Annotated in this window: 12 protein-coding genes; 5 read left to right on the top strand and 7 right to left on the bottom strand. The window is 45.6% G+C overall.

The window, feature by feature from the left end:
- The first annotated feature begins 155 nt into the window (after positions 1-155).
- Complete coding sequence (fabV, locus tag R3289_RS03075) at positions 156-1,358, top strand: enoyl-ACP reductase FabV (RefSeq protein ID WP_318924025.1); 1,203 nt, start codon at positions 156-158, stop codon at positions 1,356-1,358.
- Positions 1,359-1,463: 105 nt separating this feature from the next.
- Here fabV and R3289_RS03070 read toward each other — a convergent pair whose 3' ends face one another.
- From R3289_RS03070 to R3289_RS03050, 5 genes are all read right to left on the bottom strand, one after another.
- The gene (locus tag R3289_RS03070; protein WP_318924024.1) at positions 1,464-2,882 is read right to left on the bottom strand and encodes an aspartate kinase; all 1,419 of its coding nucleotides are present in this window, start codon (positions 2,880-2,882) and stop codon (positions 1,464-1,466) included.
- Positions 2,883-2,951: 69 nt separating this feature from the next.
- A complete protein-coding gene (locus R3289_RS03065) occupies positions 2,952-3,338 on the bottom strand; it encodes an ectoine synthase (protein ID WP_318924023.1) in 387 nt (128 codons plus the stop codon).
- Positions 3,339-3,349: 11 nt separating this feature from the next.
- On the bottom strand, positions 3,350-4,615 hold the full coding sequence (ectB, locus tag R3289_RS03060) for a diaminobutyrate--2-oxoglutarate transaminase (protein WP_318924022.1): 1,266 nt from the start codon (positions 4,613-4,615) through the stop codon (positions 3,350-3,352).
- Positions 4,616-4,638: 23 nt separating this feature from the next.
- Positions 4,639-5,181 carry a diaminobutyrate acetyltransferase gene (gene ectA / locus R3289_RS03055; protein WP_318924021.1) on the bottom strand — a complete coding sequence of 181 codons (543 nt, stop codon included), beginning with the start codon at positions 5,179-5,181 and terminating at the stop codon, positions 4,639-4,641.
- Between the two features lie 74 nt (positions 5,182-5,255).
- Positions 5,256-5,537, bottom strand: a complete 282-nt coding sequence (locus R3289_RS03050) for a hypothetical protein (protein ID WP_318924020.1) — start codon at positions 5,535-5,537, stop codon at positions 5,256-5,258.
- Positions 5,538-5,694: 157 nt separating this feature from the next.
- On the opposite strand from R3289_RS03050, the gene R3289_RS03045 reads away from it, so the two are divergent.
- The gene (locus R3289_RS03045; protein WP_318924019.1) at positions 5,695-7,656 is read left to right on the top strand and encodes a BCCT family transporter; all 1,962 of its coding nucleotides are present in this window, start codon (positions 5,695-5,697) and stop codon (positions 7,654-7,656) included.
- Here the strand turns inward: R3289_RS03045 and nhaA are convergent.
- Positions 7,620-8,984, bottom strand: a complete 1,365-nt coding sequence (nhaA, locus tag R3289_RS03040) for a Na+/H+ antiporter NhaA (protein WP_318924018.1) — start codon at positions 8,982-8,984, stop codon at positions 7,620-7,622. The genes R3289_RS03045 and nhaA overlap by 37 nt on opposite strands.
- 811 nt (positions 8,985-9,795) lie before the next feature.
- Here nhaA and R3289_RS03035 point away from each other — a divergent pair.
- A complete protein-coding gene (locus tag R3289_RS03035; protein WP_318924017.1) occupies positions 9,796-11,031 on the top strand; it encodes an HD-GYP domain-containing protein in 1,236 nt (411 codons plus the stop codon).
- Positions 11,032-11,275: 244 nt separating this feature from the next.
- On the opposite strand, the gene R3289_RS03030 is transcribed toward R3289_RS03035, so the two are convergent.
- Complete coding sequence (locus tag R3289_RS03030) at positions 11,276-12,151, bottom strand: LysR family transcriptional regulator (RefSeq protein ID WP_318924016.1); 876 nt, start codon at positions 12,149-12,151, stop codon at positions 11,276-11,278.
- A gap of 200 nt (positions 12,152-12,351) precedes the next feature.
- Between R3289_RS03030 and R3289_RS03025 the strand changes: the two genes are divergently transcribed.
- Both R3289_RS03025 and R3289_RS03020 read left to right on the top strand, forming a co-directional pair.
- Entirely contained in the window at positions 12,352-12,576 is a 225-nt protein-coding gene (locus R3289_RS03025; RefSeq protein ID WP_318924015.1) for a DUF1656 domain-containing protein, read from the top strand.
- A 21-nt stretch (positions 12,577-12,597) separates the two neighbouring features.
- The gene (locus tag R3289_RS03020; protein WP_318924014.1) at positions 12,598-13,479 is read left to right on the top strand and encodes an HlyD family secretion protein; all 882 of its coding nucleotides are present in this window, start codon (positions 12,598-12,600) and stop codon (positions 13,477-13,479) included.
- Positions 13,480-13,488: the final 9 nt, after the last annotated feature.

Raw genomic sequence — 13,488 nt, 5'->3', positions numbered from 1 at the left:
TATCTGCTAAAGCGTTTTACCGGAACAAAAACCAGAAGCCCCGAAACGGGGCTTTCTTTATCTGGCATCAAAACAAATCTTCACGAATATTGGTTTAATGTCGTGGTGAATATTTAGCCAGACCATTACCGCTGGTCGCATCTGAGGAGATCCCATTGATCATTAAACCCGTTATTAAAGGGGTCGTTGCCCGTTCAGCCCATCCAGTAGGCTGTCAGCAAGCCGTTCGCAATCAAATCGACTACGTAAAATCGGTCGCGCCCATTGATAACGGGCCGAAGAAAGTCCTGATCTTAGGTGCATCATCCGGCTATGGGTTAGCCTCGCGTATCGCCCTTGCCTTTGGTGGGGCGCACGCAGATACCATCGGTGTTTCATTCGAGCGGGGTCCCAGCGACAAAGGCATAGGCAGTGCCGGCTGGTACAACAATATCTTCTTCCGCCAAGAAGCGGAAAAAGCGGGCCTGATCGGTAAAAACGTTATCGGCGATGCATTTTCTCCGCAAACCCGACAGCAAGTGATTGATTACATCAAAACCGAATTCGGCGGCCAGCTCGATTTAGTGGTCTACAGCCTGGCAACAGGCGTGCGCCCCAACCCTGAAACCGGCGAAATGTGGCGGTCTTCCATTAAAGCTATCGGCGAGCCCGTTACCGGGCCGACGATCAATCTTGAAACCGATAAGATGGAACAAATGACCATCGAATCAGCGCTTGAGCAGGAAATTGAAGCCACAGAAAAAGTGATGGGCGGTGAAGACTGGGCCAGCTGGATTGACATGTTGTCTGAGGCGGGTGTGCTTGCCGAAGGGTGTAAGACCGTGGCGTATTCCTATATCGGGGCAAAAAGTACCTACCCTATCTACCATCAGGGAACACTGGGACGGGCAAAAATGCACTTACATGCCACCAGCAATACCCTGAATGACAAGCTGGCAGCCATTGGCGGCAGTGCCCACGTCTCGGTATGTAAAGCGCTGGTTACCAAAGCCAGCGTCTTTATTCCTGCATTTTCGCCTTACATTCTGGCACTGTTTAAAGTGATGAAAGAAAAAGGCTTGCATGAAGGCTGTATCGAACAGATGCAGCGGCTGTTTGCTGAACGGTTATACGGCACAGAACATACCGTGCCGGTTGATTGTCAGCGCCTGATCCGTATCGATGACCGGGAGCTCAGTGACGATGTGCAGCGCGAGGTTGATGCACTGATGGCACAAATAAACCATGATAATTTTGCCCAGCTCGGCGATTATCAGGGCTATAAATCAGACTTTATGCAACTGAACGGCTTTGATCTTAAGGGCGTTGATTATCAATCTGAGATCTGCCTCGATAGCTTACAAAGGTTAATGCCGTAAAGTGAACCAGAAAACGCCCATTTACGAGCGGAGCATAAGACTTGAGGGAATTTTCCGGTCGATTTTAGCCGCTCGCTTTCAGAAAAGGAGCATGATGCACTGACTCTAACCGGCCTTTTTTGTCAGCGTTTCAGCCCGGCTGATAAACTCGGAGTGAAGTGCACATATCGCCGCCTTGTAGTGTTTGTCTTCTACCACAAACTGGACATTCACATTACGCATGGAAGAGTGTGCCGCTATTGGTGAAATCTGCTTCTCTGTTAAGGCGAGTATGCCCTTGCTTAACGCGGTGTTGGTATTGATAAAGGCACCAACAATTGAAATCAGTGCAACCATACAGCCGGTAATGGTTGAATTTGGATAGCGTTTTTCTGCCCTATAGAGCAATTTGTTCAAGCTTTCTGTCCCACCACTTAAATAGTAAGTAATGGAGTTGGCGTTCATTTCTTTACCAATTAATTTCACCCTGGCGTCAGAAATAATTTCCATCATTTCATAGCTGACATTATCGGCCTTACCAACCATCGCCTGATCAAAAATGTGCAGAGCGAAGACCTTGCTTTTACCGGCAATGATTTCCACCATTTCAGCTTCAGGCTGGTAGTCTTGTGAAATAAGTGTGCCCGGGTGTTCAGGTTCAAAAGTGTTTTTGATCCGTATTTCAATGTTATTTTGACGTAGCCCAGATGCTGCATTAGGGTGGATCGCCTCCATGCCCAAGTTGGCCAATTGATCGGCAACGTCAAAGTTGGTGTGCCCCATCGGGAAGACCTTTTCAGGACCGACAATGCGCGGATCGGCACTGCTTAGGTGATATTCCTTATGGATGATGGCCTGATCTGCGTGAGTTAAACATGCGATACGACTAAAGGTGATTTCGCTGTAACCGCGATCGTAGGTTTTCATCAGCCCTTCATCACAATAGGCGTAGCCAGTCACGATAGGCAGTTCTTGAGTCACATCAATATCGGCAAATGCATGTTTGATGACGTCATCCAGGCTGCCATAGCTCTTGTCATCCCAACCGGACAAATCAACAAACTTGGCATTAATGCCCAGGGTTTTTAATTTCAGGGCCGTGTTATAGGCGCTGTGTGCCTCACCGAGCGATGATAAAAATTCTCTGATTTGCGGCAAGTAATGGCGCAAAGAGAACTGGCCATACTGGCAGGTTTCCATAATGTTAGTGATACAGCTGATGGCGTCTGTGATTCGTGAACGGATAAACGTATCGGCACGCCGGCGATTAACAGGGTCGGCAAACATATTTCCGTTGACAAGTATCATTCGCATTTCTAAATCGGCGACAGCTTTTCGCCATGTTTCATCACGCTTGGCGATATACTGGTAAATGCCGGGCTTGCCGGTGCGCTTGCACTCTAGCAGCGCATCGGTGATACCGCTGTAAGCCGATACCACAAAAACTCGATTATAGGGAGAGGCGGGGCGCAGCATTATATTATCTAAGACAGCATCGAATGCTGACATTGATGTACCGCCGATCTTCTCTACGGTATAACTCATGAGGGAATCCTTTACTCGTTGTATTAAATCCGTGGGGGAAAAGGGCATTGACTGCCCTTGATAAGAGGATTATTCCACTAACGGATACACTCCATTCTCGTCATGGATCTCGGCACCGGTAATCGGCGGATTAAACACACAGGCCATTACCATCTCTTTATTTTTATAGGCACGTAAGTAATGCTCATCGTTGTTATCTAAGATATACAATGTACCTGGCTTAATCGGGTAGGTTTTATCGCCGATCACTTCGATCTCACCTTCGCCGGAAATACAGTAAACCGATTCTAAATGGTTCTGGTAATGGATATGGGTTTCCGTATCTTCATAAATAGTGGTGATGTGGAATGAAAACCCCATCTTGTCGTCTTTTAACAGCATGCGGATACTTTCCCAGCTGTCCGACACGACACGGCGTTCACTGTTTTGACACTCTTCCAGAGTTCTTACAATCATGCTTAAAATCCTTAAGACGCTTTCTTCATCAGTTTAGTGGCGACGATATCTGCTGCCTGGTCGAAAATATGCAATCCTTGCTCAAGCTCGGACTCACTAATAGTCAGTGGACAGAAGAATTTAACGACTTCGTTATCTGGGCCTGCGGTCTCAATAACCATCCCTTTTTCGAAACATATTCTGGCGATGGCAGATGAAATTGCGCCGCTCTTGCACTCGACACCTTGCATCATGCCTCGGCCTTTCCCGCGGACAAACAATGAAGGGTAACGGTGCATGGCACGTTTAATCGCTTTGTGGACCTGATTTGCGCGCTGCGCAATATGCTCTTCAAAGTCATGGTTTGCCCAGTAAGCCGTAATTGCTTTTGTGGCTGTCACAAAGGCATGGTTATTTCCACGGAAAGTTCCGTTATGTTCGCCTGGCTGCCATATATCGAGTTCTGGTTTTAATAGCACCAATGCCATTGGCAGCCCATAACCACTAATAGACTTGGACAGGGTCACGATGTCTGGTTTGATCCCCGCCGGTTCAAAACTAAAAAATGTGCCGGTACGGCCGCACCCAGCTTGAATATCGTCAACTATCAGCAGGATTTCGTACTGCTGACAAATTGCGCTCAGTCGTTTCAGCCAGTTATTGGATGCGACATTCAGGCCGCCTTCACCTTGCACCGTTTCAACTAATACGGCTGCAGGCTTGTCTAACCCACTTGAGTTATCGTTTAACATGGTTTCAAACAGAGTCAGGCCATCAACCCCAGCGTAGCCTTCGTACGGAAGACGAGATGTGCCTGTCAGAGGCATACCCGCTCCGCTGCGGTGGTGCTGGTTTCCCGTTGCCGCCAGAGCACCGGCGGTACAACCGTGAAAGCCGTTGGTAAACGTAACGATGTTCGTACGGCCGGTTACTTTACGAGCAAGCTTCATTGCCGCTTCAACAGCATTGGTGCCGGTAGGGCCGGTGAACTGCACTTTGTAATCAAGCTTTCGGGGTTCGAATATATGATTACGGAGTGCGGTTAAAAACTCCGCTTTGGCCTGTGAGTGCATATCCAGCCCGTGAGTGATCCCATCGCTATCGATGTAATCAAGTAGATCCTGTTTCAGTACTGCATTGTTATGACCGTAGTTCAACGAACCTGCGCCAGCCAGAAAGTCGAGGTAACGTTTATCATCTTCGGTATGTAGCCAACACCCTTTTGCAGATGAAAAAACAACGGGGAAGTTATTTGCATAAGATTGTACGTTTGATTCTTGCTTTTTGAAGATATCCATTGGGGGACCATGTTTTTAGTGAATTAATGAGTGTTACTAAGAGGGATGCGATACAGGTATTCGGTATCGTGTTTGCCCTTAAAGTGTTTATGCTCGTCCAGAAAAGTTGTCACTGACCCTTGGCTATCATTGGCCTTGTCCAGTTTCTTAAACAGGCTCCATGAGCCTTGATTGTCTTTTGTGATGGTTGTTTCGACCGCCTTCACTTGTTCCAGGCTATCGCGCATTAGAAGTTCTTTTAGCATATGAAATGCAAGCCCTTTCCCCCTATATTTAGGGGCTACGGCAACCTGCCAAACAAACAGTTCACGATTGTTTTCAGGCTTTAGGTAGCTGGATATAAAACCGGCTATTTCGTCATTGCATTCTGCAATGATGCAGGTTTGCCTAAAGTGAGTAGATTGCAAAAAGTTGCAATAAGACGAGTTCACATCCAACGGCGAACATGCAGCGATAAGCTTATGCACCTGGTCACCATCGCCGATGTTTGGTGCTCTAAAGACCCATTTGTATTCATCCTTGGTCAATGTTGCCGAGCTGACAATCCAAGGTGCTGTCGTAATCATTTTGCGCCCATATTCCTTAGTGGTCTAAACAATTAGCGTATGATTATTACGTCTTACGACGAATATATCAAGAGTTAATATTGATAATATTCCGTCGAACCGCCTAAAGCCATTGATTTTAATGTTGTTATTGTGCTGTCGAATACGCCACCAGACGTTTCGTACTGTAAATATCTGGCCGATTGGTTAGTAAAGCTGGTAAGCCATTGCCAGACGATCTCAATTGGCAATGGCTTTGGTAATCGCCCTGCTACTATCGCTGCAATGACGCTGAATGACATGATGAGATAACGTTGTTGCGGGGAATAGTGAGTGTGAGCAGATGGTTGATTTGGATACCGTGTCGCTCTCTCCATGAACGGCGGCCTGGGCAATTGGGTTCAAATCATTTTGGAAAAATCCAGCAAAAAAATCGAATCATCTACTCATTTCTTGGTTAGCTTCTATATTTGAATAACAAACAATCCAGTTAAGACCAGCTATTTCGATAAGATAACGAATAGGTACATAGCTATGGATGTTAAATCCGATTTAAACAAAGCTGTCTTTTTCCCTTCGCTGGCGCTGTCTCTTATCATTGTGATAACCGCTGCGATCTTCCCGGCGGCCACTGAGCAGTTTTTCAAGGGGATCCAACACTGGCTCGTTACCAAAGCTAGCTGGTTTTATATCTTATCTGCCGCCATATTCCTCATTTTCTCGGTGTCCATTATGTTTAGTCGCCTTGGCGACATTAAGCTCGGACCGGATCATTCCACCCCCGATTACTCTAATCGCTCGTGGTTTGCCATGTTATTTTCTGCCGGAATGGGGATAGGCCTGATGTTCTTCGGGGTTGCCGAGCCTGTCATGCATTTTTTATCGCCGCCGATTGGAGAGCCGGGAAGTATTGAGGCTGCCCGGCAAGCCATGCGGATCACGTTCTTTCACTGGGGACTCCATGCCTGGGCAATTTATGCCGTTGTCGCCTTGGCTCTTTCGTATTTTTCGTACCGGCATGGGTTGCCACTGCTGCCTCGTTCAGCCCTTTATCCCATCATCGGAGACAAAATTTACGGTGTGCTGGGCCATGCGGTCGATACCTTTGCCGTACTTGGCACTTTGTTTGGTGTCGCCACCTCTCTGGGCTTTGGGGTAGTACAGGTTAATGCTGGTTTTCACTATTTGTTTGATTTACCTCAGACGGTTGGCGTCCAAATCGGGCTGATTGCGATTATTACTCTATTTGCCATGATTTCTTTGCTCCTGGGGTTGGAAGGCGGTATTAAGCGCCTCTCAAATATCAACATGACACTGGCGGTTACACTGCTTATTTTCGTGTTATTGGTTGGGCCGTCTGTCTTTATTTTGCAAACTTTCGTGCAAAATACAGGGAGTTACTTGAGCGAAATTGTTAATAACACCTTTAATTTGTATGCCTATGATCCGAAAGAAGACTGGATAGGCGGTTGGACTTTGCTCTACTGGGGGTGGTGGATGTCCTGGTCTCCTTTTGTTGGCATGTTTATCGCTCGGGTTTCACGAGGCCGTACCATTCGTCAGTTTATTGTAGGAGTCTTGTTTATACCGGCCGGCTTTACTTTTCTGTGGATGACCGTTTTTGGCAATACGGCAATTCATGAAATCAGTACTAATGCCGGTCAATATCTAGCGGATGCTGTGAACGATGATGTTTCGGTGGCCTTATTTGTATTTTTTGAACATATGCCGTTCTCTTCAGTTCTTTCAGCGCTTGCCGTGATGCTGATCATCACTTTCTTTGTCAGTTCCTCTGATTCCGGGTCATTTGTCATCGATACTCTAACCTCTGGAGGCTCGGAGCATCCCCCGGTATGGCAGCGTATGTTCTGGGCTTCTCTGGAAGGGATCGTTGCTGCTACCTTACTGGCCGCTGGCGGCCTTTCCGCTTTGCAGACATTGACCATTGCTACCGCATTTCCTTTTATGCTGATTATGCTGGCATTTTGCTATAGCTTGTTTGTGGCGATCAAAAATGACCAGATGTTACAAAACAGCGTACAAAACCATAATACGTCGCTGCAATATACTCAGACAAGTGTCAACTGGCAATCCAGGCTTTTTGCGTTACTCAATTATCCGCGTATTAATGAGGCAAATAGCTTTATTCAGCGGGTAGCGGTTCCTGCTCTGACAGAATTGGCTCAGCAGATGGACAAAGAAGGATTAACGACCCAGGTTGCGGTAAAAGAAAACGGGGTTCGTCTGACTATTAATAAAAGTGATGTCGAAAATTTTTCCTATGGCATTCGGTTGCGCCGTTTTGCGGTTCCAACTTATGCCGATGAAAAGCACGAAGAGTATTACCGGGCAGAAGTCTACCTGCTGCAAGGCGGCCAGCAATATGATGTTCTCGGTTACAGCAAGGAACAGATCATTGCCGATGCACTTACCCAGTATGAGCGCCACCTTCACTTTATCTACTTGGCAACGTCTGAAATTTTGGAGGAGGATTGAAAGCGAAGCCATAAGTAGCCACCTAACCCTGCAATACAAGAAGCGAGCATTATTGCCATTTTCGATGTCAGTAATGCTTGCAGGTTATTTTCAAATTCTAGCCCGCTGATGAATATTGACATAGTGAACCCCACCCCACCCAATAAACCAACACCGATAACGTGTTGCATATTCATTCCTGCTGGCAGCTGCCCTAACTTCAACTGAACCGCTATCCAACAAAATAATGGGATACCGACACCTTTACCAATAACAAGGCCAAACAATATGCCAAGCGCAAAGGGTTCGGTAACGGCACCGACTAATAAGTCTGAACTAACGGGTACGCCCGCATTAAAAAACGCAAATAAAGGCAGGATGAATAACGCTACAGGCTGCTCTAATACATTCTCCCATCGCTTTAAGGGCGTTGTCGCTTTTTCCGCGGCCTCTTTTACTCTTTCTACTACATCATGCTGCTCAGGCTCGCCTAACACTGGGGTATTATTATCTTTTTCATATTCAATGTGTTCATATCTGCGAAGTAGTCGATGAACACGATGTATAAACCAACTTGGCTCGTGTTTAGACCGTGCCGGAATGGTTGCAGCAACAAGTATCCCGGATATGGTGGCATGTATGCCAGAATCAAGCATAACGGCCCAAATCACAACACCACCAAAGAAATAGATACTCGGCTTCCGGATACCAAATAAATTACAAAGAACCAATGTCATAAGTAGCATTATGCTTATTATTATGTTGCCGGTGTTAATTGATTCAGAATAAAAGAAAGCGATGACTAAAATGGCCCCCAAATCATCAATAATGGCAAATAAAGTAAAAAATATGGCCGTCACTGCAGGTATCCGCTTACCAATTAAAGCTAAAATACCAAGGGAGAGTGCTGTATCTGTGGCCATAGGAACTCCCCATCCATGAGAGAATTCATTTGATAGATTAAACAAATAGTAAATACTGGCTGGTAGCAACATGCCACCTATCGCCGCTGCCAAAATTGGGGTTAACTGCTGGGTAGTTCTAATGTCACCCACTAATATTTCTCGCTTGATTTCCATTCCAATCAAAAAAAAGAAATAGGTCATTAGCCCTTCATTTACCCAATGCTTCAGATCCATATGAAAAGATCGATCACCAAAAATAAATCCGGCAGATATTTTAGTAAATGATTCATAGCTTTGAAGCAGTGGCGAATTAGAAATGACGAGCGCAGCTATAAAGCACAAAATAAGAATAATACTCGACGTAGTTTGATCGTGAATAAACTTTTGAAACGGTGTGTATAGTTTTTCAAAGCCTTTTTCTAAGGGCGTTTGGGTCAAAGCCATTGTCTGTTATCCACTTTGTGGCGAATTGGTAAAAATAACTGCCCAAGTCACGTTGATCGACAGTAATTTTTGAGACTGTTTTTCAGATCAAATATCTGACGATGCTATTTTTCGAATCACTTGTTTAATAGCCGGAACCAATAGTGGTGCAACGCTCAGGGTATTGCCAGTTGATGGGCTTGCTCTTGAACGTTCTGTTTGGCCTGGGTCTACCACCGGAGCGTTAGCTGAGGCATAGCAACAAGCTAAGTCAACAGTATCAGAGGATAACAGGTTAAATTGAGAGCGTTTGCTAACCATTACGTTGAATAGCGCTCAGTGCCGAAACATTTCATGCCCAATAAGCCCTTGTATTGATGACCTATTATTTAAACATCATTCTGTTTCTTTTTTAAAAACTCTAGCACAACGTTAGATTTTCACATCATTACTGATGTCTTTTTATGAAAAACATTAAGACAGCTCAGTATTCATACTTTCTCGTTAGTTGGTATTAATCGCGAATTATGTAGACGACTATTACTACGTGTCGACGCTCAATAACACCTTCAGGCTAGAGGTTTAATCAGCACAACAAATGCAACAGCATTCACATAACGTGAACCATTTCAATAAAACTGCATACATATGTTGCTAGTCTGATCTTAAGCTGTGGGCTTTGCATACCGAAGGTCGGTTGTAACCAGAAACGCCCCCCAATAAGTAACTGATTTTATACGTCTTTAAAAAATGACCTTCGATCCTCTCTTGTAAAATAATCAGCATGGAACGTTTAATGTTTTTTAAAAAGCAATTAAATCAGGGGTGATGCATGAGTACATTCTCAAAATTACAAATCAATCTTCGGCAAATGATTCTGGCGATCGAGACTGCTGTCTCTCTTGTGGGAATGAACGATACAAATCACGGAAAGCGTGTTGGTTATATTGCGAGTCAACTGGGAAAACAGCTTGGTTTTAGTGAACAAGCTATACAGTTTTCATTTGATCTTGGTTTACTGCATGACTGCGGCGTATCTACCGAGCAAATGCACTCTCAACTTGTCAATCATTTTGACTGGAGCGGTGCGCATAAACACTGTGAAATTGGCTACGCTTTGCTGAAGGATTTCGAGCCACTTTCAACATTTGCCATACCGATTCTTTACCACCACACACCGTGGGAAGAACTGAAGAAGCTCGATGTGAGTCCGCACGATTCTCGCATGGCTAACCTTATTTTTCTCTCCGATCGTATTGATGTGCTGGCTGCAACTCATTACGAGACAGATATATTACTTGCCAGGGAGGATATCGTTCGATCCATTACTCAGCATGAAGGAACATATTTTGATCGGTCAATTGTTAGCGCTTTTCGTCAGATATGCAAGTCCGAGGCTTTTTGGATTGCATTAGAAAATCGTCATATCACACGGTATGCATGGGATATGGGGCAATTTGAGAGCAGTCAGTCATTAAATATTGTTCAGCTTAAACAACTTTCATTGATTATGGCTTATATCGTCGACCAGAAAAGTCCATTTACCGCCCAGCACTCAAGAAGGGTTGCCAGTTTAGCGCGCTATCTTGCAGTAACGATTGGGTTATTTAGCGAACAATGCGAAAAAATTGAAATCGCAGGCTTATTGCACGATCTTGGAAAGCTCCATATTCCAGACCATATACTTGATAAGCCCGGGCCTTTAAGTGATATTGAACGCTCAATTATGAACCAGCACAGCTATGAGACATATGAAATTCTTCGACATATCAAGGGACTTGATGAAATTGCCTGTTGGGCTGCATTCCACCATGAGGGACTTAACGGTATTGGCTATCCATTTCATCCTAATAAACAAGATTTAAGTGTTGAAGCACGAATTATTGCTGTTGCAGATGTCTTTCAGGCGTTGGTACAAGACAGGCCATACCGGGATGGAATGCCATTAAACAAGGTGATTGATATTCTTGATGAGTTAACCAGCAGTGGAAAACTCGATCAAGATATCGTGAACCTGATCAAGAAACACGGAGAAGAGTGTTTTGAAATTGCCAAGGGGAAAGAGTAGGCACTGTTCGGTCATTTAATGGACAGCCCAATAGACCCGGCACTCCTCTCGGTGGACATAACCTTTAATCGTGAATTATTCATTAGGCTTTGCCATCCTAAGTATCAGGTTTTGTTTTCACACTTTAAGCAGAGTCAGATTCTAAATCGGTTGGTCTTACCGTTCCATACCTCATCATTTTATACATTGTTATATCCTCACGCTTACGTTGGTTGAATTTCAGTATAACTTTACAACGAGGCCGTCATGTTTCTTCAAAATATTTTAGTAGTGCATTTAATCGGGCGGTATTGCGTAGATGAGGAGGATAGATCATGTATAGGTCGATCTTCTGCAGCGGATACTGCGCCAATATTTGGACTAACTGGCCGTTTTTTAAAGCGTCGGCAACTTGAAAAATGGGTTGCAGAGTAATACCGGCGTCCTCCAGGGCAGCATTGAGCATGGCTTGTCCGCTGTTGATCATTAGTCGTGATGAAATCGCTGGGGAGTAAAATGTATCGCCATCAATAAATTGCCATTGCTGGGTGTGTTTGCTCGAACTGCTTTGCAGGCACTGGTGATCGACCAATTCTTTGGGGTGTTGCGGTATACCGAAGCGTTCAAGATAACGAGGAGAAGCGCAGACAACCATGGAGTAGCTTCTTATCTTTTTCGCGATAAGAGAGTCACTCACCTGGTTATGATCAAGAAAAATAATGTCATAGCCATCTTTAAGCAAATCAATGGAATGATTGCTCAGGCACACATCGATGTTCATTTTGGGGTAGTCATTGTGGAATCTTGCCATTATCGGGGCAAGTCTGCTGATACCAAAATTGACACCTGATGCGACGGTTAATTTACCGCAGGGTTCATTCAGGGTACGGTGGATGTCCTCCTCTGCGGCGTGCAGTTCCGCCAGAATGTTCTTGCACCGGCGATAATATTGTTCGCCAGCCGGGGTAAGGCTTTGGTGCCGGGTAGATTTATTCAGTAACTTGGTACCCAACAAAGTTTCAAGTCCCCTGACATGCTTACCGACCATCTGGGCGCTGAGATTTTTCTCTTCAGCGACAGAGACAAACGAGCCGCATTCTACGGCACGTACAAAAACCTCAATACTGGTTAGTCGATCCATCCTGTCCTCTGTTTACTCTGGTCGTTGTGTAAGACCTATAACGTACTTTATTCGAAACTGTCAGTTTTGATAGTGTATCGTTTCTACCTATTTATTACCTGTAAATCCGTGAGTATCATCACACTTTATATTCACTATGCTGGCTGGGTAATAATTAATCACCGGTGGTGAATATGAGCTGTTGAACTGATTTGGTGAATATGAACACTTTTTTGTCTGCTGCCCCGCGAGAGATTGCCCTGAGCGATCTCTATGTTCCACCGCTGCTGGTCGCCGCATTGATCGGCTTGGTTTTAACGTCACTCACTGTCCGCCTGATGAACAAATTACGCTGGCACCGTTTTTTTGTTATTCCGCCTCTGGTCGAGTTATCGCTGACCGTGATTTATACCGTGCTAATTAGCATCTTTTTCATTCCTTCATAATTGTCTGTTGTGAGTATGCCTGTGTTAAAACGCTTTTTCCTGACGGCGGTTCTTGTTTTGGCCGCCCTGTCTGCTATTGGCTGGAAGTACCAGCATTACCTCGAAAATCCCTGGACCCGAGACGGACAGGTCCGGGCGCAGGTTATCCAAATCACGCCTCGGGTGACGGGTCCGATTGTTTCGCTGCAAGTAAAGGACAATTCGGCGGTTTCAGCAGGTGAGACGTTGTTCGAAATAGATCCGCGGACCTATCAGGTTGCCCTTAACCAGGCTAAAGCCAGTTTGGTGCAGGCCCAGGTTGGATTGACCAAAGTACAGGATGAAGCCCGACGCCAGCAGGCGCTGCATAAACGCGGTTCTGGAGCGGTATCGATATCGACCTTGATCAATGTTAACAAGGCGGTGGAAGCCGCAGAAGCGGGAGTGATGGTTGCCCGTGCCACCGTCGAGCAGGTTGCTCTTAATCTGGCGTTTACCGAAGTGAAGGCACCGACGGATGGATTTGTGACAAACTTAACACTGCGTAACGGCAGTCAGGTTGTAGCCAATCAGCCATCTTTGGCGTTGGTCGACCGAGATAGCTTTTGGATCGAAGGCTTTTTTAAAGAGACCGATATCCATGATGTCAGCCCGGGCGAGCTGGCGGTGGTGACCTTGATGGCATATCCGGACCAACCGCTAAAGGGCCGGGTGGAGAGCATTGGGTATGGCATTGCACATAAAGACGGTAGTACCGGCGTCGATCTGTTGCCAAATGTCAGTCCGACCTTTCAATGGATCCGCCTGGCACAACGGATCCCGGTACGGATCAAGCTTGATGCGATACCAGAGAATGTGCAGCTTAGGGTCGGCACTTCAGCTTCGGTGATGATCATCAAGCATCCTCGTACCGAGCAACCGTAAACAAGGAGG

The organism is Photobacterium sp., from assembly GCF_033720175.1.
GTDB lineage: Bacteria > Pseudomonadota > Gammaproteobacteria > Enterobacterales > Vibrionaceae > Photobacterium.
The sequence above is the reverse complement of the archived record's forward strand: the minus strand, read 5'-3'. Positions and strand labels throughout refer to the sequence as shown.